This window comes from Paraburkholderia sp. J12 (assembly GCF_905220215.1).
GTDB lineage: Bacteria > Pseudomonadota > Gammaproteobacteria > Burkholderiales > Burkholderiaceae > Paraburkholderia.
In genome coordinates this window covers 67,363-92,358 of record NZ_CAJMZC010000012.1, presented here as the reverse complement: position 1 = coordinate 92,358, position 24,996 = coordinate 67,363, and the positions used below count along the sequence as shown (strand labels likewise).

The window sequence follows — 24,996 nt, the reverse complement described above, 5'->3', positions numbered from 1 at the left end:
CGACCATGAGCAAACCCATTCGTTTCAATGCCTTCGAGATGAACTGCGTCGGCCACCAGTCCCCAGGATTGTGGACCCATCCACGCGACCGTTCGTGGCAATACAAAGACCTCGCCTACTGGACCGACCTCGCAAAGATCCTCGAAGAAGGCGTGTTCGACGCGATCTTCATCGCCGACGTGATCGGCTACTACGACGTCTACCAGGGCGGCAACTACCACGCGCTCCATCAGGCCGCGCAGATTCCCGTGAATGATCCGCTCCAGCTGGCCGCACCCATTGCGATGGTGACGCAGCATCTGGGCATCGGCATCACGGCCTCCACAAGCTTCGAGCATCCGTATACGTTCGCGCGGCGCCTCTCGACGGCCGATCATCACACGCAAGGGCGGCTCGCCTGGAACGTGGTGACCTCGTATCTGGAGAGCGGCGCGAAGAACGTCGGACAAGGCGGCCTAGCCGATCACAACAACCGCTACGAAGTCGCCACGGAGTACGTCGAAGTGCTATACAAGCTCTTCGAAGGCAGTTGGGAAGACGGCGCCGTGGTCCGCGACCGCGAAAAGCGCGTGTTCACGCATCCGGAGAAGGTTCACGAGATCGGCCATCACGGAAAATACTTCGAAGTGCCAGGCTATCACCTGTGCGAACCCTCTCCGCAACGCACACCGGTGCTGTTCCAGGCGGGCGCGTCGGGCCCCGGCAAGACGTTCGCCGCGCAACACGCGGAGTGCGTTTTCGTTGCCGCGCCCACGCAAACGCTGCTGCGCGACTACGTGGCCGACGTGCGCCGCCAGGCCACGCTGGCCGGGCGCGATGCAAGCAAGTTGCTGATCTATAACCTCGTGACCGTGATCGTCGATGAAACCGACGCCAAGGCCGAGGCGAAATTCGAGGAGTACAAGCAGCACGTCTCCTACGACGGCTCGCTCGTGTTCATGTCGGGCTGGACCGGCATCGACTTCGGCCAGTACCTACCCACCGACACGGTCAAGCGCGTGCAGACCAACGCGATCGTTTCCGCCGTCGAACACCTCTCGGGCGGCGACAAGGCGTGGACCATCGAGGAACTGGCGCGCTGGGGCGGCATAGGAGGTCTCGGCCCGGTATTCGTCGGCTCCCCGTCGACGGTGGCCGACATCCTGCAGCAATGGGTCGAAGCAACCGGCGTCGACGGCTTCAACCTCGCCTACGCGATCGCACACGAAACGTTCGAGGACGTGGTGCGTCTGCTCGTACCGGAGTTGCAGCGGCGCGGCGTCTATCCGCGCGACTATGCGCCGGGCACCTTGCGGGAGAAACTCTTCGGCGCCTCGGCAACGCTACCGGAAGATCACCCGGCGGCACGCTTTCGCGATATCGAGCGTGTCAAGCGGGAGGAAGCCGCGGCGCGCGCGGAAGGATGCGCGGTGCCGGCCTGAGTGCCTGATAAAGGATGGAAGCAATACAACCTGCCCCGGGGTACCCAGTTTCAGGCAATGCCCGGCACGGAGGCTTCGAACACATTCACACGCCTCGGCAAAAGGCCGAGATCGAAGAACGTATCGGCAATCTTCTGCTGCTCTCCCAGAATCGCATGCGTGATGGGCCCCGTGCCGAACTGCGTACGGTCGATGGCGGCGCTCACCACATTCACCGGCAAACCCCAGAGCGCGGCCAGTTCGGCCGAGAGCGCCGCGCGGTTGCGGCTGCCCCAGTCGTCGATCTTGCCCAGTTCTTCAATGAGAATCCGGATCACGTCGGGGTTCTTCCGCGCGTAGTCGAGCGACGAAAAATAATAGGCGCGGTTGCCGACCACGCCGGTCGCGTCGGCCAGCTTGCGCGCGCCCAACGCGCCTTCGGCCGCCGCATAGAACGGATCCCAGATCGCCCACGCATCCACCGATGCGTTTTCGAAGGCTGCGCGCGCATCCGCCGGCGAGAGAAACACGAGATTCACGTCGGTATAGCGCAGGCCATGCTGGCGCAACAGCTCCACGAGGAAATAGTGAACGTTGCTGCCCTTGTTGAGCGCGATCCGCTTGCCCTTCAGGTCTTCGACCCCGTGCACGGACGACTGACGCGGCACGAGCACCGCCTCCGACTGCGGACGCTGAACCGTGGCCGCCACATAGGCGAGCGGCGCACCGGCGGCCTGCGCGAAAATCGGCGGCGCCTCGCCCACGTCGCCGAAGTCGATTGAGCCGACGTTGAGCGCTTCGAGCTGAACCGGTCCCGCCGTGAACTCGGTCCAGCGGACATTAACACCCAGCGGGGCGAGACGCTGTTCGAGCGTGCCGCGGCCCTTGAGGAGACTCAGGTAGCCCTTCTGGTTGCCGATACGCAACTCGCGCGCAGGCGTGGCGGCCAGGGCACTCGTGCCCGCCAGGGTCGAAACCAGGGCACCCAGCGAGATCTTCAGGAAAGTGCGGCGTGTCTTCATCGGTGGGAATTCGGTCTTTAATTGTTAGTAGTACAACCCGATCAGCGGCGCGCAAGCATGGCCAGCGCGCGGCGCGTGGCAAGCTCGGACTCGTAACCCGACAGCACGCCGTCGAGGCGGCGCGTCACGGCAGGGGTCGCGACCTCGCGTGCGGGCGGCACCGTTACAGGCAACTTCGGTGCGGGCGCCGCGCACGATTCGGTCAGGCAATAACCGGGCAGCTTGCGCGAATTCAGGCAGGTGCGCAGCACGCCCCGATCGACGAGTTCCGCGAGCGCATGCGCCACGGCATCGTGCTCGACCCGGTGAATCCGCGTGAGATTCGCGCTCGTATAAACGCGTCCGCGGCGCATGTTCGCCAGCAACCTTGTGGAAAGTGGAATCATGATGGATACCTGTCGTGTGCAGGCGGCTATTGCGAAACTGAAAACGGCCGGGCGCATCGCGCGGCGCGACGAAAGACATGACGGCGAAGCGCGACCGGCAGCGCCTAGCTGCTCACGAGCACGCGCCCCTCGCTCACTGCGATGCGCGCGCCACGTTCGACGGCAGGCACGGCAGCGTCGGCAAAAGGATGCTCGGGCACATCGGTCACACGCCACGCGTACTGCCTGAAGAGCGCGCCATAACCGTCGATCACGAAGCCGCCGCACTTCTGCCGATAGGCTTCGCGACGTAGACGATAGGCGCGCGGCAGATCGAACCACGGCAGCGCCGGCAAGTCGTGATGCACGAGGTGATAGTTGTTGTTGAGGAACAGCAGGCGCATGATCAGCCCGGCCTCGTTGATGGCGATACGCGCCTTCGGGTGCGCCGCCGCGCGATGCTCGTAGAGCGAGCGGACCATCGCGAGTCCCAGCGCCGGCCAGGTCACGGCAGCGAGGTAATACCACCACGGCATACCCGCATAACGCTGAATTCCCGCGAGCAGCAGCGTCACACCGGCCACGTGCGCGAGCCACATGGGCACCTGGCGCCAGTCGCCGCCGCGCAACGTCCGCAGCGAACCGGCAAGCATCGCCGCAACGCTCGTAGGCGGCCCGATCACGATACGACCGATGAAACTCTTGCGCGCGTACCACAAGGCACGCCGCCAGGCCGGCAGGGCAGCCCACTGCCCGGACAACACGTAGTTCGTTTCCGGATCGACGCCGGGCACGGTGAGGTCTTCGTCGCGATGATGCTCGAGGTGGCTCTCGCGATACAGCGTATAGGGAAACCAGACGGACAGCGGCGGCCAGCCGATCAGCTTGTTGAGCCAGACGTAACGCGTGGGATGGCCGTGCAGCAGTTCATGCTGCATCGACATGTGCCACGCGCATAGCACGATGAGGAACGGCGTGGCGAACGCAAGCGGAAGGCGGCCCGCGCCTGCGAGCCACAACACGGCAATCCATCCGCCGTAGACCGCGACGATCACGAGCCAGGTCGGCCACTCCGTGCGCGCAGCGAAGCGCTCGCCTAGCGAGGCGATTTCACGTGCGTGGTCAACGTCGAAGTATTCAGCCATGTTCCTGGTCGCGGGTACAAAAAGACAACAAACAGCACAAAAAAAGACACACGGCGAAATGTCAGCGGAAAAACGCCTTGGGCACCCACCATAACCAAAACCCATCCCCCGTCCAAACAACGGATTTGCATTTGCTTATCGCACTGCCATCGCGGGACCCTGCGGACCACGCAGCCATCCAGCCCGCTTGCCTGTGCGTACAATGTATTCATGAACCCGTGGATCGCCGCCCTGCCGATGTACAACGTCACGCCCCGCCATGCGGCGCTGTGGCGCGCCCTGTTGCACGATGCGCTGACTACGTTCGAGCGCACTGCGGGCGGCAAGATCGACGCCACGATCCTCGATGCGCCGTCCGGCGACCTGATGCAGCTCTGGCGCCGCAACGACCTGCTGCTCTCGCAGACCTGCGGCTTTCCGTACCGCATGCTCGGACTCGCGGACACGGTCCATCTGATCTCGACACCGATGTTCGACGCCGCAGGCTGCGACGGCGCGCACTATCGCAGCGCGATCGTAGTGTCCGCCGCGGCGCGGGCGCGCGGCGCCACGAGCCTCGCCGCCTGCCGCGGCCTGCGCGCGGTCTCCAATAGCGAGGATTCGCACAGCGGCATGAACGCGCTGCGCCATGCCGTGGCCCCGCACGCGCAGAACGGCCGCTTCTTCGCTTCGGTCTCGTGGAGCGGCTCGCACTTCGCGTCGCTGCGCGCGCTCGCCACGGGTGCGGCCGATGTCGCCGCCATCGACTGCGTCACGCTGGCGCTGCTGCGCGATGCGGGCTGCGAACTGCTCGCTGATGTCGAGACTCTCGCCATGACGGCATCGGCGCCGGGCCTGCCCTTCATCGCCTCGCGCACACTCGGCGAACGCGAGGCTGCGCTGCTGCGCGACGCGTTGGACATGGCAGTCGCAGTCGATATCGACCGTTCGCGCGCGCTTCGCCTGCGTGGCTTCGCGCGGCTCGCACGCGACGAGTACGAAGCCATTGCAGCAATGGCAAACGCTGCGACAGCGCTTGGCTATCCTCTGCTGAAATGATCTTTCGGACACCCATCCAAAACGGCCTGGGCCAAGCTATAATCGCCACCGCATCAGAAACACCGACCTCCGGTTGGGTCAGGTCAACCACCGCTCCGGACTGAAGAGCCGAATCCGATGGATCATCACAAGCAAGCCTTTCTCGACGCACACGAAGCCTGGATGAAGGCGGGCGAGAAGTTGAACCGCGAGGTTCAGGCGCTGATCTTCGATACGTTGAGCGACGAGCAGATCAAGGCATTGATCCGCGAACACAACGCCGCCCATCGCAGCTATATGGCCGCGCTCGAACAGTACAACGCGGCGTTGCGCCAACGCTGAACCTCCCCCGCTCCACTGCTTCGTCATGGCGATCAGCCAGATCGTCATACTTAAAAGTCCTAACACTATTCGACCGGTCGGTTTGAGTTTGGCTTTGCGATGCAAGGCGAACGCATCGCCCCGTGAGCGCGCTCGCCCTCACGCTTACCGGTCATCGACTTTGGCAAGTGCCGACACGCGCGGCGCAAGTCGACACATCCGTCATTAGTCTGATAAATCGCCCTTTCGCCGACGTCTCGCAGACATCACATCAACGGGTTCAAAAAATCTCTTGACTTTCTATCTACCGGTAGATAAAGTTTGATCCATGGAAACGAGGCAGGCAAGCAGTGTTTGAAACCAGACTGCGAGCCAGGGCCCACGGGCCATTTTTTTTATAGCCTCAAATCTATCTATCAGTAGATTTAGGTGCGTAACTCAAGGGCGGCAAGCCCATTTTTTGAAATCTTCAATCTATCACTTAGTAGATAGATTGAAAAAACCACCCAGTCACCAACCGAAGGAGTTTCACCATGTCGATCGAACAAGTGCTCTACCGCGCCCATGCCCGTGCTACCGGTGGCCGCGACGGCCGTGCCGTCGTCCCCGAAAGCGGCCTCGACGTCAAGCTGACCACCCCGCGCGAGCTGGGCGGTGCCGGCGGCGCCGGCGCCAATCCGGAGCAACTGTTCGCGGCCGGTTACAGCGCCTGCTTCCTCGGCGCGATGAAGTTCGTCGCCGCACGCGAGAAGATCGCGATCCCCGCCGACGTGGCGATCGACGGCAGCGTGGGTATCGGCGCGATTCCGAACGGTTTCGGCATCGAAGTCGAACTGAAGATCTCGCTGCCCGGCATGCCGCGCGAGGCTGCCGAGGCACTCGTCAAGAAAGCCCACGTGGTCTGCCCGTACTCGAACGCGACGCGCGGCAACATCGACGTCACGCTCACGCTCGTTTAACACTCCGAATTATCTGACTATCCATACGCTCATCAAGGAGCCGATCATGAAGTCGCTCAAGCCGCTGACCCTCGCCGTCCTGCTCGCCGCCCATGCGGCATTCGCCACGGCGGCCGCGCCGGCGGCGCCGGCCGTTACCGACAAGGTGACGTCCTCGTTCCTCAATGCCCTGAACAGCGGCACCGGTCCCGCGATCAACACGCTGCCGCCCGCCAAGGCGCGCCAGGTGCTCGTCGATGCGCAAAACAGCGTGAAGGTGGACCTCTCGGGCATCGACGTGTCGAACCGCACCATCGAGCAGGACGGCATCAGCGTGCCGGTCACGATCGTCCGCCCGCAAGGCGCGAGCGGCACGCTGCCCGTGTTCATGTTCTTCCACGGCGGCGGCTGGATTCTGGGCGACTTCCCCACCCACGAGCGCCTCGTGCGCGACCTCGTCGTGCAGTCGGGCGCGGTGGCGGTGTTCGTGAACTACACGCCCTCGCCCGAAGCACGTTACCCGGTGGCCATCAATCAGGCCTATGCGGCAACGAAGTGGGTGGCGCAACACGGCAACGAAATCGGCGTGGACGGCAGCCGGCTCGCCGTGGTCGGCAACAGCGTGGGCGGCAACATGGCGGCGGTCGTGAGCCTGATGGCGAAGGACAAGCAGGGGCCGGCCATCCGCTTCCAGGGGCTGATGTGGCCCGTCACGAACGCGAATTTCGACGACGGCTCGTATCGCACCTACCCGAACGGTCACTTCCTCACACGCGACATGATGAAGTGGTTCTGGGACGCCTACACGAAGGATCCCGCGCAGCGCAACCAGATCTACGTTTCACCGCTGCGTGCTTCGGAGGATGAGTTGAAGGGCCTGCCGCCCGCGCTGATTCAGGTGGCCGAATCCGACGTGCTGCGCGACGAAGGCGAGGCCTACGGCCGCAAGCTGGACGCAGCCGGCAACGAAGTCGCGACCGTACGCTACGACGGCACGATTCACGACTTCGGCCTGCTCAACGCACTCGCCGACGACGCCCCGACGAAGGCCGCCATCAAGCAGCTGGCCGATCAGTTGAAGGCACGCCTGCAGTAAGCGGCGGACGGGACCGGCCCGCATGTGACCGGTCCCGCCTCGGCCATTATTTCGCAGTCCGATATTCTTGCGATCCACGGAGCCACCACCATGAAATCCCGCACCCTTCCCTCGCTGCTCGTTCTCGGCGCCAACCTTTCGGCTGTCGCACTCGTCGTCGCTACCGCTGCGCTGTCCGCACCCGCCTTCGCAAGCGGTTACGGTCCCGCGTCTTCATACAATCCGGTCGTGGGCGCCCCCGCTTCGCAGCGCGGCGTGAGCACCCTGACCGTGCAGGCGGAAGAACGCGCGGCAGACACCGCGCGCGCCTCGAGCGAGACGCGCCTTGCGGCCCGCAACAACAGCGGAGCCGACGCGTCGCAAGCGACTTACTGAAACGGCTTGAGCGACGGATCGGTGACGGGCTGCGCCGGCAGGTTGAGCATGCCGGGCAGCATCGCGAGCTTGGGCATGCCGCCGTAGTCGGCCCAGCGGCCGCCCGAGCCGCGATAAATGATGGTCGGCGTGCCCTGGAAGCCGAGGTCCTGGAAGAGTTTGGCGTTGCCGTCGAGCTTGGCCTGGGCCGTGGCGGGCACCGTCGCAAGCGGGGCGATCCCGCCGGATTCTTCCTTCTCGTTGTAGCCCAGCTCGAGCTTCTTCAGAAGCGCCGCGCTATCCGGCGCCTGCAGCAGTGCAGCCGCCTTGCCCGCCGAGTCGGGCTTCAGGAATGCCAGCGGAATCCAGTGCACCTGGAGGCCCGCGGCCTCGTAGGGTTGCAGCGCCTTCCAGACAAAGTGGCAATAGATGCAGTTCGGGTCCATGAAGACGTAGATGGTCGCCCTGACGTCCTTGCCCTGCGCACCTTCGACGATGGCCGGCGCATTCTGGAACTGGGTCGCGGCCGTTGCCGGCAGCCACACCGGTTCGGGATTGTCCGCTGCGTGGCTCGACGCCGAAAATGCCATCACACCCGCTGCAATCAGGGCACCTGCTATCTTCTTCATGCTTTACCTTGAAGTCATTCGATACTTGCGCGCCCGCCGGTCCGCCCGCGTGGCAAACCGTTGTTCGCGCCCTTGGCTGCCGGGCGGAGCACACCGCCGCAGCCCGGCAAAAAACGGATTATGCTACGAAGCGCCCACGGGCGGCGGCGTGACACGAAAATGGCAAAATGGACAGACGGGGCGCGATCCGCACCGCAATGCGAGCAGCACACCCTGGAACACCGCCTCTAGCAGCACCCGCAACCCACCCGGAACGAGACGCCGATGGCCCAGCGCCAATTCCAGATCGTCCGATGTCATGCCAGCGGCGTGCAGGCCGTGGTGGCCGATACGCGCCACACGTTCGCGCGGCACACGCACGATCAGTTCGGCATCGGCGTGATCGTCCGCGGCGCGCAGAAGTCCGCCAGTGGGCGCGGCATGGTGGAAGCCGGCCCCGGCCACACGATCACGGTCAATCCCGGCGAGGTCCATGACGGCACGCCCATCGGCGACGCAGGCCGCGCCTGGCGCATGCTGTATTTCGACCCCCACGTGGTCGCGGATGCGATGTTCGATGTAAGCGAAGGGCGCACGCGCAGCTATGAATTCACGCGACCGGTCATGCACCAACCCGCGCTTGCGCAGCGCTTTCTCGCGCTGTATGCGGCCATGACCGCCGCAGAGGCCGGCTATGCGGGCACCCTGCGCGAAGAATTGCTGCTGACGCTGCTGGCCCGCGCCGTCGATGGCAGCGCGTCCGTCGAAGCGCGAGCCCCGGTCCCCGCAGGCATCGCTAATGCACGAAACCGTATCGACGACGACCCGGCCGCGCCAGTCAGCCTGTCCGAACTCGCGCAAACCTGCGGCCTGAGCCGGTTCCAGCTCATCCGCGCATTTTCGCGCGCCACGGGCCTCACGCCGCACGCCTACCTGATCCAGCGCCGCATCCTGGCCGCGCGCCGCCTCATTGCGCAAGGCATGCCGCTCGCGCACGCGGCTGCGGCAAGCGGCTTTGCCGACCAGAGCCACATGACGCGCCTCTTCGTGCGCACCTACGGCATCTCGCCCAGCGTGTACGCCAGCGCCTGCACCGCATAAACACGGCGACTGCAATTTCGTTCAAGACGCAAAACGTCTCCCTCGCGATCCTGTGGCTTCCCGCAACAAGGAAGCCCTACACGGATCATGTCGAAACGCACGCAGGGATACGTTTATTTGACGCTGGCGATGATGACGGTCGGCAGCACGGTGGTGGCAAGCCGGATCGTTGCAGCCGGCCTGCCGCCTTTCACGGCAACGGCGCTGCGCTTTGCTATTGCATTGCCGCTGTTCCTCGTCCTGATGCGTGTAACGCGTACGCCCTGGCCCATGCTCGCGCCGAAGGAATGGGCGCTGCTGTTCGTGCAGGCCGGCGCGGGCAGCGTCGGTTATACGACGCTGCTGATCTCCGGGCTGCGCTACACATCGGCCGCCGACGCGGGCGTGATCATCGGCACGCTGCCCGTGGTGTCCGCGGCATTCGCCATCGTCGTGCTGCGGGAGCGGCCTCGGCCTGCCGTGTTGCTGGCCATCGCGCTCGCCGCGGCCGGGGTGCTCGCCATCGTTGCGCGCTCGCATGCCGGGAGCGCGCATTCGCTTCTCGGCAACGCGCTGATCTTCGGAGCCGTGGGCTGCGAAAGTCTCTTCATCCTGCTCAACAAGCGCCTGCGCACACCCGTCGCACCACTCGCGCTCTCCACGCTCATGGCCGCATTCGGCTTCGCCGTCGCCGCCACGGCGGCCGGCTTCGAAATGCCATGGGCGTACCCCGTTTCGAGCCGTGCCGTGACGGCCATTGCCTACTATGCCCTCGTGCCCACCGTGGGCGGATTCGTGCTCTGGTACGCGGGCGCCGCGAGGGTCAGCGGCGCGGAAGCCGCGTTGTTCACCGCGGTGGCGCCGGTCACCGCCGTCGTACTCGCGGCTTTTTTGCTGAGGGAATCCGTCGGCTTCGGTCAGATGATCGGCATCGGCTGCGTTTTGCTCGCAGTGTTCAGCCTCGGAGCATCGCGGCAGACCGGGCATTCGTCGGGAAAGGTTTGCCGCGCCGACGCGTCACCCCCTTGCGGGGATGACGACAGCGGCACGGCCTTGATAGTTACGCGAGATCGAGCCGGATCAGAACGAAACGGCTGAGAAGAAACGCGGCGTGCTGGCAGCCGCTATTGCGCGAGATAGTCGTACACCACTTCACCGAGTCCAAGCGTGAGATCGGCCATCAGGTGACGCGCTTCGACGATCTCCAGCACCGGCAGATCGGCAACGGGTGCGAGCGCGTGCGGCGCGAGCTCCAGTGAAGCCGGCCCCGTCCACGCCCCCTTCATCGTGATGTCTTCGAGGTAGTACCGCACGAGTTCGCATACGCGCGCCGAGCCGTCCACGTGCGGAATGATCTTCAGCAGAAAATTCGGGCCCGCGAGGCGCTTTGCCTGATCGACGATATCGAGTTGCTTGTGCTTGTAGCCCATCGTTCCCGTGGCCACGCGCACAGGGCCGTAGTCGAGCGTACCGAGCAGCGTGTCGATGTGCGTTTCCAGCGTGGGGTTCGCGAGTTTCTTGGGAAAGCCCCACAGTTCGCGGCCGCCCGCAATCGGCGGATGGTCGTTCAGATACATCGCGAGCGTATAGCCGCCCTTCTGGCCGTTGAATTCCACCGGGATCACCTGGCCGCTTTCGGTGTAGTCACCGAAACCCGTGGAGTCGGGCATCCGGATGAATTCGTAATGCACGAAAGGATCGGTGACCTTGAGCGGTGCGGGCACCACTTCGCGCAACCGGTCGATGTCGGTGCGGTAGGTGATGATCAGAAATTCGCGGTTGACGAAGCGGTACGGTCCCATCGGGAACGCCGGGCTTGTCAACGGCATTGCAAACGCTTTCGATCTGACTTCATTCGCATCCATCCGTATTCCCCTTTGCCTTAGCCGTGTACAGCGAGGTTTCAACGCCTGTCGCGCGGCGCCTGCCCGTGCGCAGTCCTGTGTTGACTGTACCTCACCGATAAAGTTGCACGCTCGCAGCGTGCACAGCAGGCCTCGTTTGCACCGGGTTTCTTTTCGGAAACATCGCGAAACCGGCGCACAGGAACAGCGCGTCCATGCGAACGGCGGCCGGTCCGCGCGTGCGGACGGCCGCCGTTATGAATAAAGAGCGCACCATCCCAAGGGGGAGCGATGGTGCCAAGGCCCCCGGCCGGCAAGACCGGGAGCCCGAGGGGAACATGCCACGCGCGCAGCCTTCGGATCGAGGAGGGGGAAGGCGCACGCCGATACCCTGGAACCGGATCTGGAGCACCCTGGTATCGTGCGAACAATCTATCGAAGCCCTCTGCCGCCGACTAGTGGGCCAATCTGGACGGCACTCGTCCACGAAAGGAGGCAATGAAAGAGGCAATGCCGGAATCCGCGCGCTTTGCCTTACCCGCCTTGCTTGATTTCCAGAATCTTGTTCTGCACCGATTCGGCGAATAACGCGGCGATGCGCCGGATATGCCGGTGAGTAGGAAACACGGCGCAGAAGTCCGAAGCGTCCGAGCGATACTGATCGAGCACGGGCACGAGATGTCCGGCCTCGATGTCCTTTTTCACGAATTCTTCAAAAAGCAGGGCAATGCCGAGCCCCTCGATCGCCGCCTGCCGCACCGGGTTGAACGTGCTGGCGAGAAAGCGTCCGTACACCTGGACGTCGCTGTGCCCTTCCGGCCCGTTCAGGTCCCAGATGTCGGGCCCCGTGTTGCGCGAGACCAGCAGGCAGTCGTGCTGGCCGAGTTCTTCGAGGCTCGCGGGTACGCCGCGCGCCGCCAGATACTTCGGCGCGGCGACAAGCCGCCTGTGCGACGAAGTCAGCACCCGGCGCGTGGCGTTGTCCGCAAGTGTCGATCCGGGGCGCAAGGCCACGTCCACACCGCTCGCCATGAGGTCGAGATACGCGTTGTCCACCACGAATTCCAGATTGACGCCCGGATAGCGCTCGAGAAATTCCGTGACCCATGAAATCGGAAAGATCTCGAAGAAGTCGGCCGTCAAGGCGACGCGCAAGGGGCCGATCGGCTCGGGATACGTATCGGCCGCAGCCTGCCCGGCGAGCACGAGCGCCTCGATGTTGCGCACGCTCTGGTCGTAGAACGACTGGCCGACCGTCGTGAGCGTCAATTTCCTCGTAGTCCGAAGTATCAGCTTGCTCTTGAGCTCGCTTTCGAGCTGCTGCACGTGCCGGCTCACCGTGTTGGCCGGCATCCCCAGGCGCCTTGCGGCTTCAGCAAAGCTGCCGGCCTTGACTACCTCGACGAACATGTAGATTTCGTTCAGGTCGAGCATGCATTCCTCTTGTTTATGGATGAGACCCCGCCATCCTGCCTGACTAGTGGTAATCCGGATGGCGGTCTAAGCTATCTGCGAAAGCGCTTGATTAGACCACTTTTCACGGGCCTTCGTAATTCCCCACGATTGCCCGCGCCCTGGCCCCGCCTTTCGAACGCTCGTTCTCATCTGCAGGATCTCGCATGACATTCTCCATGAGGCGCGGGGACGGCATCACTCGTCCCTGCTTCCACCGAAGCCGACCGCAAACCCACCCTGTCCCGTCATGGCCAGCCTGCAGGAGAACGATGGGTGACGGTCGAATCTGAACAACTCCGGGTACTTGCGGACACCCTGAGCGGCGACGCCGCCGATATGGTCAGGCTCGCCGCCATCGAGCTCGACCTGCTGCGCAAGCGCCTCGCCGAGGCGCACATCGGCAATGCGGACTGCGAACGCCTCGACTGGCTCAGCCAGCAGGCGCACGACCAGTACTGCGACCCCACGCACCGCACCTATTTCACGCTGCCCCGCATCCTGTCCAGGAAGGACGGCGTACGCGCCATGACGTTGCGCGACGCGATCGACCTCGTGCGCCGGCAGTCCGATCAAGACTACTAGCCAGAGTCGACATTTCCATGAAGGGCATCAACCCCCTGCCGGCACGGCCGGCTTTCCCTTTCCCGCTGTGGGCGGACCGGATCGGCGCCGAGATCACGCTATTCGCCTGCGACGAACACGAACTGCTGCTGCGCTGGGTCGAGCCCGGACGCTGCCACTACGGCGAGCAGCGCTGGCTCCTCATTTCCGCCAAGCACAGCGGCCGCTGCATCCTCTCGGGGCTGCCCATCCGGCGCGGCGACCTGGTGTTCCGGCCGGCCGGACGCCCCATGCCGGTCAACGCCGACAAGATGATGCTGCGCGGCCAGCTCGAACTGGCCCTTGCCGGCGAAATCGCGGTCGCTTCGTAGCGCCTGCTCCGAACTCGAGGATTGCTCTGTATTCCTTATCATTGATCTGAAAAAAGGCGTTGTCGGCTTGCCGACCGCTCATCCCGACAATCGCCGCGGAAGTACCGGTCCAGCCGAACGGGCGCCCCGCGCACTAGCGCACAGAGAGCCTCCGCGGCCTTGTTCAGCCCATGCGCTCGACTTCGTCGCGCGTGGGAATGGACGGTTGCGCGCCGGCGCGCGTGACCGAGATCGCGGCCGCGCGTTGCGCGAGGCCGATGGCGGCGTCGAGCGGCTGACGCGCCGCCAGCTGCGCCGCGAACACGCCGATGAAGGTGTCGCCCGCGGCGGTCGTATCCACGGCCTGCACTTCGGGCGCGGCGAAATGCGCGCCCTCGCCGCCTTCGCGCAGCAGATACGCGCCCTGCGCACCCAATGTGACGATCACATTGCAGGCGCCCGCGCGTTGCAGTTCCATAGCGGCGCGGCGCGCGCCGCTTTCGGATTCCACCGGCAAGCCCGCGAGAATCGCGGCTTCCACTTCGTTCGGCACGAGATAGTCGATGAGCGGCATCCACTCGGCCGGCAGCGGCTCCGTGGCGGGTGCCGGGTTCAGCACGGTGGTCTTGCCGAGGCGCCGTGCGAGCTCGAGCGTCGCGTGCACCGCCTCCCACGGCGATTCGAGCTGGCACACCACCACATCGGCCGAGCGCAGCATCGCCTCGTGGCGGCGCACGCCTTCGGGCGTCAGCGCGCCGTTGCTGCCCGCCACCACCACGATCGTGTTTTGCCCTTCATCGGAGACGGTGATCAAGGCGACGCCGGTCGGCTGCGAGTCGCTCACCTCGATGCCGGTGCAGTCGATACCTTCGGCCTCGAGGTCGCGCCGGCGCTGCTCGCCGTTGGCGTCGCCGCCCACGCAGCCCACCATCGCAACCTGCGCGCCGATGCGCGCGGCCGCAACGGCCTGGTTCGCGCCCTTGCCGCCGGCAACCTGCGAAAACTCGTGGCCGCTGATGGTTTCGCCGGGGCGCGGCAGATGCGGCGAACGCGCCACGAGATCGGTGTTGATGCTGCCGACCACGACGACCTTGCCCGCGGCCTTCGCCACGGCGGCAGCCGGTTTGGTTTCTTTAGACACAATGAATCTCCTGTCGAACCGGAGCGAGCGCCCTGGCGCTCACTCCCGTTCCATGCAATACGCGCTGAAGCCCGCGCACCTCATGCCGCCATTATGCGGCCCGGCGCCGGCTCCGATAGGTATCCAGCACGACCGCCACCACGATCACGGCGCCGGTGATGATGCGCTTGGTGGGCTCGGTCGCGCCGATCTGCGCGAGGCCCGCGGCCAGCACGGAAATGATGAGTACACCGAAGAAGGTGCTCGTGACTGAACCGCGTCCGCCCATCAGGCTCGTGCCGCCGATCACCACCGCGGCGATCACCTGCAGTTCGATGCCGTCGCCCGCGTTCGGATCGGCGGCTTCGAGGCGCGAGATCTGAAACAGCGCCGCGAGCCCCGAAAGCAGCCCCATCAGCGCGAACACGGCAACCTTGTAGGGACGCGTGTTGACACCCGCGAGCCGCACCGCCTCCTCGTTGGTGCCGATGCCGATGAGATAACGGCCGAACACGGTGCGCGTGAGCACCCACTGCGCCAGGACCATCACGGCGATGGCGATCAGGAACGCCGGCGAAATGCCGAACGCGATCGGATTGGAGAGGAAATCGAGCGAATCGCCGATATAGGCAGTGCGCGAATTCGTGAGCTGATACGCGAGCCCGCGCGCGGCTTCGAGCACACCGAGCGACACGATGAACGACGGAATGCGCCACGCCACCGTAATGGCGCCCGTGATGCAGCCCGTGAGCGTCGCGCCCGCCATGCCGAGCAGCGCGGACGGGATGGCCGGCCAGTGCCACTGCAAGGCGGCCACGCTCGTGATCGCCGCGCCGAGCGCGAGCACCGAGCCGACCGAGAGATCGATCCCGGCGATGATCAGCACGAAGGTCATGCCGACCGCCATCACCACGAGATCGGGAATCTGGTTCGCGATCGTGCTGAACGTGTCGTAGGTGAGGAAGTGCGAACTGAGGATCGAGAACAGAACGATCATCGCGGCCAGCGCGCCAATGAGGCCGAGGTAATTCGAAAAGACGCTGCGGGCGCGGGCCGGTTTCGCCTGCTCGGGCGGTTCTTTCTGCGCGGTCGGCAGGCTGGTATGTGCTGTCATGCTTGAATGCTCCATCAATGTCTCGTCGGCGGCGGCTACTGCCGCTGCACCTCAGCGGGCGAGCGCTTCCGTCGTGGCTTCGTCGGCGGCCCCGGTGCCCCCGGTGCCCCCGGTGCCCCCGGTGCCCCCGGTGCCCCCGGTAGCCTCGGCGGCATAACCGGCGAAAGCTGCCGCGAGCAGCGAATCCTGGGTCCAGTTGCCGCGCTCGAAAATGCCGGTAAGGCGTCCGGCCGACATCACGCCGATCCGGTCGCAGATCGCCATCAGTTCCCGCAAGTCGCTCGACACCACCACGATCGCCCGGCCCTCGCGCGCCAGCGCGCCGAGCAGCGTATAGATGTCGAAGCGCGCGCCCACGTCGATGCCGCGCGTGGGTTCGTCGAACAGCAGCACCGTGCAGTCGCGCGCGAGCCAGCGGCCGATCACGACCTTCTGCTGGTTGCCGCCGGAGAGTTGCGCCACGGTTTGCGCCGGGCCCGAAGTGCGGATGCGCATGGCGTCGATCATCTTCTGCGCGAGCGCGGCTTCGCTCGCGCCGTCGATCACGCCGCGCTTCGAAACGGCAGTGAGATTGCCGAGCGACACGTTGGCCGCGATCGGCTGCGGCAACAGCAGCCCCTCGCCCTTGCGGTCCTCGGTGATGAGCGCGATGCCCTCTTTCACCGCATCCACGGGCGAAGCGACCTGAACCGGCGTGAGCGGCGCCCCGCCATGCGCGATCGAAACGGTGCCCGCATCGGCACGGTCGGCGCCGAAGACAAGGCGCAGCAGTTCGGTGCGGCCCGCGCCGATCAGACCGCTGATGCCGAAAATCTCGCCCACCTTGACCTCGAACGACACGTCGCGCACGGCATGGCCGCGCGACATGTGCTCGACCTTGAGCGCCACGCCGCCGATGCGCCGCTCGCCCAGATCGATTTCCTCGCCCACGTCGCGCCCCACCATCAGCGTGACGAGGCGCTCGCTCGTGAGCTCGCGCATCGGGCCGGTGTGCACCAGCTTGCCGTCGCGCAGCACCGCCGCGCGTTCGGCAATGCGCTGGAGCTCTTCGAGCCGGTGCGAGATATAGACCATCGCCACGCCGCGCGCCTTCAACTGCGCGATCTGCGCGAACAGCAGATCGACCTCGCGCGCAGTCAGCATGGCCGTGGGTTCGTCGAGGATCAGCACGCGGCAGTCGCCGATCAGGTTGCGCGCGATCTCCACCATCTGCTGATGGCCGATGCCGAGCTCGCCCACCAACGTATCGGGGTCCATCGCGTCGAGCCCGACCTGCGCCATCGCGCGGCGCGCCTCCTCGCGCAGCTTCTTGCGGTCGATGCGGCCGAGGCGCCCCGACAGGCCACGGCGCGGCAGGCGGTTCAGAAACAGGTTTTCGGCAATCGTCAGCGTGGGCAGCAGGTTCAGCTCCTGCATCACCATGCGCACGCCGAGCGCTTCGGCCTCGGAGCGGCTCGCAGGCGCATACGGCGCGCCGCCGAGCGTCATGGTGCCGTCGGTCGGCACGACAAGGCCGCCGACGATCTTCGACAGCGTGCTCTTGCCCGCGCCGTTCTCGCCCGTGAGCGCGAGCACTTCGCCCGCGTGCAGCTGCAGCGAAATACCGGCGAGCACCGGCGCGGCATAGGTCTTGCCGACGCCCTGCACGCTCAGCACAGGCGCGGCATCGTGGGTAGGCTGGAATGGAGTGGACATCGCGTAACGGCTGCGAATGAAATGCGGTGTGGCAAGACAGGATCCGGGCGGCGGCTTACGCCGCTTTCACCGCTTTGACCGCCCCGGCGGCGCGATGCCGCCGGGGCGCAGGGACACGCTTCGTTGCGCGCGGATCCGGAGGGCGTTACTTCGTCACGAGATCGACCGGCGTTTCGACCACGCCCGCCAGATCGGACTGCTTCTTGTGCTCCGAGATCGCCTTGAGCGCCGTGTCGATGCCGAACACAGCCTGCTTCGCGGCGTACTGGTCGGCGGTGGCGAGCACGCGGCCGTCCTTGAGCATCGGCTTGATCGCGTCGATGTCGTCGTAGCCGACCACGTACACCTTGCCCTGCTTGCCGGCGGCGCGCACGGCCGAAACCGCACCGATCGCCATGTTGTCGTTGCCGGCGAGCAGCGCCTTGATGTTCGGATACTCGTTGAGCATCGCCGAAGCCACGGCGTTGCCCTTGTCGATTTCCCATTCGCCCGACTGCACCGAGTCGATCTTCGCGCCCGCCTTCTGCATGGCCGCCTTGAAGCCGGCCGTGCGCTGCTGCGCGTTGGTGGTGGTCGAGACGCCTTCGATGATGCCCACCTCGTCGCCCGCCTTCAGCTTCTGCGCGAGGTAGTCACCCACCTTCTCGGCGCCCTTGGCGTTGTCCGGGCCGACGAACGGCACGTTCAAGTCCTTCGACTTGAGCACGTCCGGATCGAGCCGGTTGTCGATGTTCACGACGATGATGCCGGCGTCCACGGCCTTCTTCACGACCGGCACGAGCGCCTTCGAATCGGCCGGCGCCAGCACGATCGCATCGACCTTCGAGACGATCATCTGCTCGACGATCTGGATCTGCGCGGCCGTGTCGGTCTCGTTCTTGATGCCGTTGGTCACCAGGTCGAACTTGCTGCTGTTATGCGCCTGGTAGTCTTTCGCGCCGTTTTCCATCGTCAGGAAGAACTCGTTGGCGAGCGACTTCATCACCAGCGCGACCTTGGGCTTGTGGGGCGTCTGCGCGAAAGCGGGCGCGCCCGGCAGCATCGTGCCGGCGAGGAACGTTGCGGTTGCCACGGCCGTTGCCACGATGGCGCGGCGGCGTGCGGGTTTGAATGGTCGAATCATGGATGTCTCCGTGGTCGCCCGTCCGTTCTCTACCCGGAGGGTAGCCGGCGAGTCGTGTGATGGGTTCTGGTCACGGGCCCAGGCCTCGCCGCAAGCCAGACCAGGCTGAAAAGCGTGCGGCGGCAACGGCATGAGCCCGACCCGGATTGAATCCTATCCCCGCGGATCGGGTTATGCTATGCCAAATTTCAAAACCTGCCGTTACAAAAATGGAACACATCGACTGGGACGATCTGCGCCTGCTGGTGGCGATCGCCCGCGAAGGCACGATGCGTGCGGCGGCGCTTGCCTGCGACCTGAGCCCGCCCACGCTGTCGCGCCGCCTCACCGACCTCGAGCGGCGCCTCGGAGAACCGCTGATCGACCGCGTGCCCTCAGGGTGTACCCCTACGGCGTTCGGCGCAAAAGTGCTGGCGTGGGCCGAGCAGATGGAGGACCTCGCGCACCGCATCGCCCGCGCGGCCGACGCGACGGGCCACGGCGGCCCGCGCGGCACGGTGCGCATCAACGCGTCCGAGTGGCCGTCGTACATGCTGATGAAGCTGATCGGCTCGTTCCAGGACCGGCTGCCCGGTCTCGCGATCGAGGTGCTCACCTCGCGGCGGCCGTACAGCCTGGCCCGGCGCGAAGCCGACATCGCGCTCTGGACCGAATGCCCGGACGAAGGCGACCTGTTCGTGCGGCGCATCGGCCGGATCCGCTTCGGCCTCTATGCGTCGCGCGACTATTACCTGCGGCACAAGCAGGCGATCGCGCGCAAGGAGTGGGACAAGCTTTCGCTCGTCGGGCTCGACGACCGGCAGGCCGACCATCGGGTCACCCAGTGGCTGAGGGACCTGCCCGGCGCGAGCGCGCCCGCGTTGCGCAACAGCTCCGGGATGGGTGTGCTCCAGGGCGTGCTGGGCGGCTCGGGACTCGGCGTGCTCGCGCAGCTTGCGGGCAGCACGACGAGTGAACTCGTGTGCGTGGAGAAACACATCAAGACGCTCGATCAGGACGTGTGGCTCGTGCAACACCCCGCACTGCGCGACAGCGAGCGGATGCGCACGGTAGCGAACCTGCTGGTCGAGATTTTCCGGTAGCGGAGAGGCTGCGGGCGCTGGCAGGGCCGGTTATTTCGCACCGTTCATTTCACACCGACATGCGGCTTGAGCGCCCAAAGCCAGCAGCACACCGCCACGGCGCCGCCATCCGGCGCACCCACCGCGCGTGCGCCCAGATAGCTCGCACGGCCCGCGCGCGGGGTCATCGTCGCCGTCGCCAGGGCGCCTTGCTCTGCCGCCAGGACGGCAGCGGTCCATGCCTCGGCCAACGGCTGACCCGCGCTCAGCGAATGCCCGAAGGTCTCCATGGCCGGCACCAGCGCATCGAGCATCGTGCGGTCGCCCGCCTTTGCGCCGCCCAGTTCGCTCACCGATTCGACGGCTTCGCGAAACGCGGCAGCCCAGTCGGGCGCGGCCGGTTGCCGCGTGCCGGCAAGGCGGCGCGACGCGCGCAAGAGCGCGGTGGCATAGAACGGCCCCGAGCTGCCCGCAATCGCCTTGCGCAATGCGCCGCCTAGCGCGGCAAGCGAGGCGGCCGGGGTAGCCAGCGCCGCATCGGGCACGCTCAGCAGCGCATGGGCCGCGCGCGTCATGCTCGTTCCCAGGTCGCCGTCTCCCGCCAGCGTGTCGAGTTCCGTGAGCCTGCGCTCATTGGCGATCAGCGCTTCGGCCACGGCGTGCAGCGCCGGCTTCAGGGCCGCCAGCCATTGCGGGTCGACCTCGCCCGCCGGCTGCGTCACCGCTTCCTGCATGGTTGCGGGCGCATCGATGCGAATCTTGCGGCTCACCCGGCCGCCGCGCGGCCAGGACAGCGCTTCGGTCGCTGCGTCCAGCAGCGCGAGCCTTTCGTCGTCCACGCGCAACACCGAAATGGAACAGCCCGGCATGTCGAGCGCCGAGAGCAGCGTGCCCGACCATGCGCGCTCGACCACGACACCTCGCCGGGTCAAGCCTTCGTATGCCGCGCGCAGCACGATATCGAGTTCCATTTGCGGCGTGGCGCCGAGACCGTTGACGAGCAGTGCCACGCGTTGACCGCCTTCGAGCGCGAGGTCTTCGACGATGTTCGTCAGCAAGGTCTCGACCAATGCGTCCGCAGGCAGCGGTCGCGCACGCTCGACACCCTTCTCGCCATGTATGCCGAGACCGAGTTCAATCTCGTCGTCGGCCAGCTCGAAGCCTGCCTTCTCCATGCCCGGCAGCGTACAGCCGTTCAGCGCCACGCCCATGGTGCCGAGGCTCGCCGCCGCCTCGCGCGCGCGCGCCGCCACGCGATCGAGCGGGAGACCCTGTGCGGCAGCCGCGCCCGCGATCTTGTGCACGAGCACGGTGCCGGCGATGCCGCGCCGATGCGTGCGTGCCGTCGTGCGGCGCAGCGAGACATCGTCGGCCACGATCACGATCTCAACCGGGATGCCCTCGGCGCGCGCGAATTCGGCGGCAAGGCCGAAGTTGAGCCGGTCGCCCGTGTAGTTCTTCACGATCAGCACCGCACCCGCCGCGCCCGCCGTCGCGCGAATGGCCGCGAGCACGGCATCGGTCGAAGGAGACGTGAAGACCTCGCCGCACACGGCCGCACTCAGCATGCCGGCGCCCACGTAACCGCCATGAGCGGGTTCGTGGCCGCTGCCGCCGCCGGAGATGAGCGCCACCGCGCGACCCGCTTTTTCCGGAAGATCCTGGCGAACCAGCACGTTCTCTTCGCCGAGTATCGCGAGATGCGGAGCCTGCCGCGCGACGCCTTCGAGCATCTCGCGCACGACATGAGCGGGTTGATTGACGAGTTTCTTCATGACCACCTTCCGTTAAAAGGAGCGACGAACGAAGCGAATGGGCTCAACGATACATCACATGGCACATGCCCCCATTGACACCTTTATTGGCCCAGGTACCATGAATGCGCACGGTGAAAGTGCGCCGACCCTGAACCCATCGCTGCATGGTTGAACCCATGATGAGTCCGCGCGCATCGAACCGGCATTCCGATAAGCAATCCGACGCCTCTACGCTTAGTCCCAGCGTGCCTTAGATCATGAAATTTCGTGGCCCCTTGATACAGTACGATCGAGGACATGGCGGATTTCTCGCCATGCGCAGCGCGATTTCTTCAGGGCCGTGCAAGTTGGCGAGACCCTGCGGTTATTTCTCGATCGACACCGTCCTCTCCATTCGCTCCGTGCGCCGGCACAACTCGGTCATGACGTGCGAATTCATTGCGGTTCGCAAGGATGAAATCGCGTCCTTGCTCCCCAAGCCTTAGCCCTCTCCTCCCTCGTTAGCGATTCACGTCGTGCCGCGCGATGCTGGACTTCGTCCAGCGCGCGGAGGACCGTTCTCGTCCATCCCGCTTGCGCGCCGGATCGACAGGAGCGGCAATTCGTACGCCTCGTTCGTTCAGACGAACGCCGGGCGCGGGGACGCGCATGCCGTCCTCCACCACTCCATAGGGGAGCAGAATGAAACTTCACGCCAGGATTCACCACGCCCTCGCAGGCTCGCTCGCCGTCTCGATGATCGCCGCCGCCTCGCAGGCCGCCTTCGCCGACGACAACCAGGTCAACGTCTATAACTGGTCCGACTACATTGCGCACGACACGATCCCCACCTTCGAAAAGGAGACCGGCATCAAGGTGCGCTACGACAGTTACGACAGCGACGACACCTTGCAGGCCAAACTGCTCTCCGGCAGTTCGGGCTACGACGTGGTCGTGCCTTCGTCCGCTTATATGGCGCGGCAGATCGAAGCGGGCGTCTATCGAAAGCTCGACAAGTCGCAATTGCCGAACCTCGCGAACCTCGACCCGCATCTCATGAAGATGGTGAGCGACGCCGACCCGGGCAATCAATATGGCGTGCCCTGGGCATGGGGCACGGACGGCATTGCGTACAACACGCAGGAAGTGGAAAAGGCGCTCGGCAGGGCCGCGCCGCTGAACTCGTGGGCGCTGGTCTTCGACCCGGCGAATCTCGCGAAGCTTAAGGGCTGCGGCGTGTCGTTCCTCGATTCCGCCTCCGATGTCTTCCCGGCCGTGCTGCAATACATGCACAAGAACCCGAACAGCACGAACCCCGCCGACTACACCGCCGCCTACGAAATCCTGAAGCAGGTTCGGCCTTACATTACGCAGTTCAATTCTTCGGGCTATATCAACGATCTGGCGAACAACGATATCTGCTTGGCCGTGGCCTATTCGGGCGATGCGGGCATTGCGCGCCGCCGCGCCGTGGAAGCCAAACGCAGCTATCAGGTGCAATACGTGAACCCGCAGGAAGGCGGACTGCTGTGGTTCGACATGATGGCCATTCCGAAAGATGCCCCGCATCCGGAAGCGGCGCTCAAATGGATCAACTTCATCGAGGATCCGAAAACGAGCGCGGCCATTACCAACGAAGTGTTTTATCCCACGGCGAACCGGGCGTCGCTGCCGCTCGTGCAACCGGAGATTGCGAAGGATCCCATCACGTTCCCCTCGGAGGCGGTGCTCGACAAGATGACTGTCATGCGCCCGCAACCGCCGGCGATCATGCGTCTGCAAAATCGCTTGTGGGCGCAACTGAAGTCGGGTACCTGATCGTTTGACCGTCCCCTGATCCGGCTGTGTCACGTGACCCAGCGTGCACGGCCGGCCCTAACGAGCCACGATGCTGTTCGTCGTGGCTCGTTCCTGCTGCCTTGAAGCGATACGGAAACGATGCGCTGCGCATCTTCCCGGGAGGCGGTAGTTCCCGTCCCGTCATTCCTTGCCGACCTGCGTTGCCGCTTGCTCGATCAGCTTCGCCACTTCGGCCGGATGCGACATATAAGCCACGTGGCTCGAGTTGATCTCGACCGTCTTGCTGCCCGCGCGCTGTGTCATGAAACGCTCGAGATCCGGATTGATGGCGCGATCGGCTGTCGCGACAACGGCCCAGCTCGGCTTCGTTCTCCATGCGGCATGCGTGATCGGCACACCGAACGACTGGGCCGCGGGCGTCACCTGCGAAATGGCCATGAAACCGGCTTCCGCCGCGGGCAGATCGGCGGCGAAATCCTGGTGGAAGTCGGCCGGATCGATGTACAGGTGGCCGTCGGCCGTCGCCTTGATGGCCTTGGTGGCGGGCGGCATTTTCTTCGTCAGTTCGAGCGGGCTTTCTCCCGTGTCGGGCTGGAATGCGGCCACGTAGACGAGACCCGCGACCTTGTCGTCGTTGCCGGCTTCGGTCACGACCGCGCCGCCGTAGCTGTGCCCGACCAGAATGCTGGGGCCGTCCTGCGCGTCAATCACGCGGGTGGTGGCCTTGACGTCGTCGTCGAACGACGTTTCCGGCTCCTGCACGACGGAAACCTTGTAGCCGTCGCGGGTGAGGATCTTCGACACGGCCTGCCAGCCCGAGCCGTCGGCGAAATAACCATGCACCAGCACGACGTTCTTGACCGGAGCGGCCACGGCGGCATGCGAGCCGAGCGCGGCGGCGGAGAAGGCGACTGCCGCAGCGATGCGGGTGACGTACGAGGAAATCTTCATTTCAAACTCCTGGATGTAATGTGAATGAAATAAACCGATGAATGCGTCGATGGGTTTGTGTTGATCGACGTAGCCATCCTACTAGTAGGATGGTTAAAGTGCAAGAAAATTTTTGAAGGTGGCGTTTGCCGGCTCGAGCCTGTAGACTGGCCCTTTATTCATCCGACTAGATGGTAGGCAAACATGACAGCGACCGGAGAAGTGACCGCAGCCAGAATCGTCGAGGCGGGACGGCAGCTCGTCATGCGGCGCGGCTACAGCGGATTCAGCTATGCGGACATTGCCGAGGAGATCGACATCCGCAAGGCGAGCATCCATCACCACTTTCCCGCCAAGACGGATCTCGTGATCGCCGTGCTGAGACAGCAGCGCTCGAGTTTCGACGCCGACATGGCCGCGCTGCAGGCGAGCGGCGCCGACGGCCTCGTGCAGGTGCGCGCTTACATCGACTATTGGGGGCGTTGTATCGCGGACAACAGCGCGCCGTTCTGCGTGGCGGGAATGCTGGCCGCCGAACTGCCGGCGCTGCCGGCCGAACTGGCGCAGGAGGTCAGGACGTACTTCGACGAGCTTTCCGTGTGGCTCGAACCCGCGCTGGAATCGGCCGCGAAGGCCAACCTCATCAAGCTCGGCTCGCCGGTTCAGACCGAAGCGGCAATGCTCGTGTCGCTGATCTACGGTGCGATGCTCGCGTCACGAGCGTATGCCAATGCGGCATTGTTCAAGGAAGTGACGGACACGGCGATCGAACGGCTCGTCAAAACGCCGAAACGCACCCGGTCCGCTTGAGGTCCGGGTGCCAGAACCAGTGATCTCGATGACTTGAACCGTTACTCGGGA

25 protein-coding genes are annotated in these 24,996 nt (G+C 65.1%); 13 read left to right on the top strand and 12 right to left on the bottom strand.

What is annotated here, in order from left to right; genetic code table 11:
- The first annotated feature begins 5 nt into the window (after nt 1-5).
- Nucleotides 6-1,421: an LLM class flavin-dependent oxidoreductase gene (locus U5760_RS23385; protein ID WP_322014673.1), complete on the top strand. Its 1,416-nt coding sequence runs from the start codon at nt 6-8 to the stop codon at nt 1,419-1,421.
- A gap of 50 nt (nt 1,422-1,471) precedes the next feature.
- Here U5760_RS23385 and U5760_RS23380 read toward each other — a convergent pair whose 3' ends face one another.
- The 3 genes from U5760_RS23380 to U5760_RS23370 form a co-directional block, all read right to left on the bottom strand.
- Nucleotides 1,472-2,422: an aliphatic sulfonate ABC transporter substrate-binding protein gene (locus U5760_RS23380; protein ID WP_322014672.1), complete on the bottom strand. Its 951-nt coding sequence runs from the start codon at nt 2,420-2,422 to the stop codon at nt 1,472-1,474.
- A gap of 41 nt (nt 2,423-2,463) precedes the next feature.
- Nucleotides 2,464-2,808, bottom strand: coding sequence for a hypothetical protein (locus tag U5760_RS23375; protein ID WP_322014671.1), 345 nt, complete (start codon nt 2,806-2,808; stop codon nt 2,464-2,466).
- A 104-nt stretch (nt 2,809-2,912) separates the two neighbouring features.
- Nucleotides 2,913-3,932, bottom strand: coding sequence for a fatty acid desaturase (locus U5760_RS23370; RefSeq protein WP_415914161.1), 1,020 nt, complete (start codon nt 3,930-3,932; stop codon nt 2,913-2,915).
- A gap of 210 nt (nt 3,933-4,142) precedes the next feature.
- On the opposite strand from U5760_RS23370, the gene U5760_RS23365 reads away from it, so the two are divergent.
- The 5 genes from U5760_RS23365 to U5760_RS23345 all read left to right on the top strand — a co-directional run bounded on the left by U5760_RS23365 (nt 4,143) and on the right by U5760_RS23345 (nt 7,679).
- Nucleotides 4,143-4,970, top strand: a complete 828-nt coding sequence (locus U5760_RS23365) for a phosphate/phosphite/phosphonate ABC transporter substrate-binding protein (RefSeq protein ID WP_322014670.1) — start codon at nt 4,143-4,145, stop codon at nt 4,968-4,970.
- A 117-nt stretch (nt 4,971-5,087) separates the two neighbouring features.
- Entirely contained in the window at nt 5,088-5,291 is a 204-nt protein-coding gene (locus U5760_RS23360) for a hypothetical protein (protein ID WP_322014669.1), read from the top strand.
- Nucleotides 5,292-5,803: 512 nt separating this feature from the next.
- The gene (locus U5760_RS23355) at nt 5,804-6,229 is read left to right on the top strand and encodes an organic hydroperoxide resistance protein (RefSeq protein WP_322014668.1); all 426 of its coding nucleotides are present in this window, start codon (nt 5,804-5,806) and stop codon (nt 6,227-6,229) included.
- Between the two features lie 46 nt (nt 6,230-6,275).
- Nucleotides 6,276-7,304 (top strand): alpha/beta hydrolase, encoded by a 1,029-nt coding sequence (locus tag U5760_RS23350; RefSeq protein ID WP_322014667.1) that lies wholly within the window; start codon nt 6,276-6,278, stop codon nt 7,302-7,304.
- A gap of 90 nt (nt 7,305-7,394) precedes the next feature.
- Nucleotides 7,395-7,679 carry a hypothetical protein gene (locus tag U5760_RS23345; RefSeq protein WP_322014666.1) on the top strand — a complete coding sequence of 95 codons (285 nt, stop codon included), beginning with the start codon at nt 7,395-7,397 and terminating at the stop codon, nt 7,677-7,679.
- Here the strand turns inward: U5760_RS23345 and U5760_RS23340 are convergent.
- Nucleotides 7,673-8,287 (bottom strand): thioredoxin fold domain-containing protein, encoded by a 615-nt coding sequence (locus tag U5760_RS23340; protein ID WP_322014665.1) that lies wholly within the window; start codon nt 8,285-8,287, stop codon nt 7,673-7,675. The two genes, U5760_RS23345 and U5760_RS23340, sit on opposite strands and share 7 nt — an antisense overlap.
- Nucleotides 8,288-8,551: 264 nt before the next feature.
- Between U5760_RS23340 and U5760_RS23335 the strand changes: the two genes are divergently transcribed.
- Both U5760_RS23335 and U5760_RS23330 read left to right on the top strand, forming a co-directional pair.
- The gene (locus tag U5760_RS23335; protein ID WP_322014664.1) at nt 8,552-9,367 is read left to right on the top strand and encodes an AraC family transcriptional regulator; all 816 of its coding nucleotides are present in this window, start codon (nt 8,552-8,554) and stop codon (nt 9,365-9,367) included.
- Between the two features lie 87 nt (nt 9,368-9,454).
- Nucleotides 9,455-10,444, top strand: a complete 990-nt coding sequence (locus tag U5760_RS23330; protein WP_322014663.1) for a DMT family transporter — start codon at nt 9,455-9,457, stop codon at nt 10,442-10,444.
- A gap of 26 nt (nt 10,445-10,470) precedes the next feature.
- Here U5760_RS23330 and U5760_RS23325 read toward each other — a convergent pair whose 3' ends face one another.
- Together U5760_RS23325 and U5760_RS23320 are read right to left on the bottom strand one after the other, a co-directional pair.
- Complete coding sequence (locus U5760_RS23325; protein ID WP_322014662.1) at nt 10,471-11,211, bottom strand: acetoacetate decarboxylase; 741 nt, start codon at nt 11,209-11,211, stop codon at nt 10,471-10,473.
- Nucleotides 11,212-11,724: 513 nt separating this feature from the next.
- Entirely contained in the window at nt 11,725-12,624 is a 900-nt protein-coding gene (locus U5760_RS23320) for a LysR family transcriptional regulator (RefSeq protein WP_322014661.1), read from the bottom strand.
- A gap of 294 nt (nt 12,625-12,918) precedes the next feature.
- Between U5760_RS23320 and U5760_RS23315 the strand changes: the two genes are divergently transcribed.
- Together U5760_RS23315 and U5760_RS23310 are read left to right on the top strand one after the other, a co-directional pair.
- On the top strand, nt 12,919-13,227 hold the full coding sequence (locus U5760_RS23315; protein WP_322014660.1) for a hypothetical protein: 309 nt from the start codon (nt 12,919-12,921) through the stop codon (nt 13,225-13,227).
- A gap of 17 nt (nt 13,228-13,244) precedes the next feature.
- Entirely contained in the window at nt 13,245-13,577 is a 333-nt protein-coding gene (locus tag U5760_RS23310; protein ID WP_322014659.1) for a DUF3331 domain-containing protein, read from the top strand.
- 163 nt (nt 13,578-13,740) lie between these two features.
- Here the strand turns inward: U5760_RS23310 and rbsK are convergent, their stop codons facing one another.
- The 4 genes from rbsK to U5760_RS23290 all read right to left on the bottom strand — a co-directional run bounded on the left by rbsK (nt 13,741) and on the right by U5760_RS23290 (nt 18,608).
- Entirely contained in the window at nt 13,741-14,697 is a 957-nt protein-coding gene (gene rbsK / locus U5760_RS23305) for a ribokinase (RefSeq protein WP_322014658.1), read from the bottom strand.
- A 91-nt stretch (nt 14,698-14,788) separates the two neighbouring features.
- Entirely contained in the window at nt 14,789-15,790 is a 1,002-nt protein-coding gene (locus U5760_RS23300; RefSeq protein WP_322014657.1) for an ABC transporter permease, read from the bottom strand.
- 51 nt (nt 15,791-15,841) lie between these two features.
- The gene (locus U5760_RS23295) at nt 15,842-17,485 is read right to left on the bottom strand and encodes a sugar ABC transporter ATP-binding protein (protein ID WP_322014656.1); all 1,644 of its coding nucleotides are present in this window, start codon (nt 17,483-17,485) and stop codon (nt 15,842-15,844) included.
- A gap of 145 nt (nt 17,486-17,630) precedes the next feature.
- Complete coding sequence (locus U5760_RS23290; RefSeq protein ID WP_415914160.1) at nt 17,631-18,608, bottom strand: sugar ABC transporter substrate-binding protein; 978 nt, start codon at nt 18,606-18,608, stop codon at nt 17,631-17,633.
- 209 nt (nt 18,609-18,817) lie between these two features.
- Between U5760_RS23290 and U5760_RS23285 the strand changes: the two genes are divergently transcribed.
- Nucleotides 18,818-19,690, top strand: coding sequence for a LysR family transcriptional regulator (locus U5760_RS23285; protein WP_322014655.1), 873 nt, complete (start codon nt 18,818-18,820; stop codon nt 19,688-19,690).
- 44 nt (nt 19,691-19,734) lie between these two features.
- Here the strand turns inward: U5760_RS23285 and U5760_RS23280 are convergent, their stop codons facing one another.
- The gene (locus U5760_RS23280) at nt 19,735-21,444 is read right to left on the bottom strand and encodes a dihydroxyacetone kinase family protein (RefSeq protein WP_322014654.1); all 1,710 of its coding nucleotides are present in this window, start codon (nt 21,442-21,444) and stop codon (nt 19,735-19,737) included.
- 717 nt (nt 21,445-22,161) lie between these two features.
- On the opposite strand from U5760_RS23280, the gene U5760_RS23275 reads away from it, so the two are divergent.
- Nucleotides 22,162-23,223, top strand: coding sequence for a polyamine ABC transporter substrate-binding protein (locus U5760_RS23275; RefSeq protein ID WP_415914168.1), 1,062 nt, complete (start codon nt 22,162-22,164; stop codon nt 23,221-23,223).
- 162 nt (nt 23,224-23,385) lie between these two features.
- Here U5760_RS23275 and U5760_RS23270 read toward each other — a convergent pair whose 3' ends face one another.
- A complete protein-coding gene (locus U5760_RS23270) occupies nt 23,386-24,156 on the bottom strand; it encodes an alpha/beta hydrolase (RefSeq protein WP_322014652.1) in 771 nt (256 codons plus the stop codon).
- Between the two features lie 183 nt (nt 24,157-24,339).
- Here U5760_RS23270 and U5760_RS23265 point away from each other — a divergent pair, with 183 nt between their 5' ends.
- A complete protein-coding gene (locus tag U5760_RS23265) occupies nt 24,340-24,945 on the top strand; it encodes a TetR/AcrR family transcriptional regulator (protein WP_322014651.1) in 606 nt (201 codons plus the stop codon).
- The last annotated feature ends 51 nt before the right edge of the window (nt 24,946-24,996 follow it).

Coding starts and splice junctions, on each gene's coding strand:
- U5760_RS23385 (WP_322014673.1), top strand. CDS start 6: ATGAGCAAACCCATTCGTTTCAATGCCTTCGAGATGAACTGCGTCGGC.
- U5760_RS23380 (WP_322014672.1), bottom strand. CDS start 2,422: ATGAAGACACGCCGCACTTTCCTGAAGATCTCGCTGGGTGCCCTGGTT.
- U5760_RS23375 (WP_322014671.1), bottom strand. CDS start 2,808: ATGATTCCACTTTCCACAAGGTTGCTGGCGAACATGCGCCGCGGACGC.
- U5760_RS23370 (WP_415914161.1), bottom strand. CDS start 3,932: ATGGCTGAATACTTCGACGTTGACCACGCACGTGAAATCGCCTCGCTA.
- U5760_RS23365 (WP_322014670.1), top strand. CDS start 4,143: ATGAACCCGTGGATCGCCGCCCTGCCGATGTACAACGTCACGCCCCGC.
- U5760_RS23360 (WP_322014669.1), top strand. CDS start 5,088: ATGGATCATCACAAGCAAGCCTTTCTCGACGCACACGAAGCCTGGATG.
- U5760_RS23355 (WP_322014668.1), top strand. CDS start 5,804: ATGTCGATCGAACAAGTGCTCTACCGCGCCCATGCCCGTGCTACCGGT.
- U5760_RS23350 (WP_322014667.1), top strand. CDS start 6,276: ATGAAGTCGCTCAAGCCGCTGACCCTCGCCGTCCTGCTCGCCGCCCAT.
- U5760_RS23345 (WP_322014666.1), top strand. CDS start 7,395: ATGAAATCCCGCACCCTTCCCTCGCTGCTCGTTCTCGGCGCCAACCTT.
- U5760_RS23340 (WP_322014665.1), bottom strand. CDS start 8,287: ATGAAGAAGATAGCAGGTGCCCTGATTGCAGCGGGTGTGATGGCATTT.
- U5760_RS23335 (WP_322014664.1), top strand. CDS start 8,552: ATGGCCCAGCGCCAATTCCAGATCGTCCGATGTCATGCCAGCGGCGTG.
- U5760_RS23330 (WP_322014663.1), top strand. CDS start 9,455: ATGTCGAAACGCACGCAGGGATACGTTTATTTGACGCTGGCGATGATG.
- U5760_RS23325 (WP_322014662.1), bottom strand. CDS start 11,211: ATGGATGCGAATGAAGTCAGATCGAAAGCGTTTGCAATGCCGTTGACA.
- U5760_RS23320 (WP_322014661.1), bottom strand. CDS start 12,624: ATGCTCGACCTGAACGAAATCTACATGTTCGTCGAGGTAGTCAAGGCC.
- U5760_RS23310 (WP_322014659.1), top strand. CDS start 13,245: ATGAAGGGCATCAACCCCCTGCCGGCACGGCCGGCTTTCCCTTTCCCG.
- U5760_RS23300 (WP_322014657.1), bottom strand. CDS start 15,790: ATGACAGCACATACCAGCCTGCCGACCGCGCAGAAAGAACCGCCCGAG.
- U5760_RS23295 (WP_322014656.1), bottom strand. CDS start 17,485: ATGTCCACTCCATTCCAGCCTACCCACGATGCCGCGCCTGTGCTGAGC.
- U5760_RS23290 (WP_415914160.1), bottom strand. CDS start 18,608: ATGATTCGACCATTCAAACCCGCACGCCGCCGCGCCATCGTGGCAACG.
- U5760_RS23285 (WP_322014655.1), top strand. CDS start 18,818: ATGGAACACATCGACTGGGACGATCTGCGCCTGCTGGTGGCGATCGCC.
- U5760_RS23280 (WP_322014654.1), bottom strand. CDS start 21,444: ATGAAGAAACTCGTCAATCAACCCGCTCATGTCGTGCGCGAGATGCTC.
- U5760_RS23275 (WP_415914168.1), top strand. CDS start 22,162: ATGATCGCCGCCGCCTCGCAGGCCGCCTTCGCCGACGACAACCAGGTC.
- U5760_RS23270 (WP_322014652.1), bottom strand. CDS start 24,156: ATGAAGATTTCCTCGTACGTCACCCGCATCGCTGCGGCAGTCGCCTTC.
- U5760_RS23265 (WP_322014651.1), top strand. CDS start 24,340: ATGACAGCGACCGGAGAAGTGACCGCAGCCAGAATCGTCGAGGCGGGA.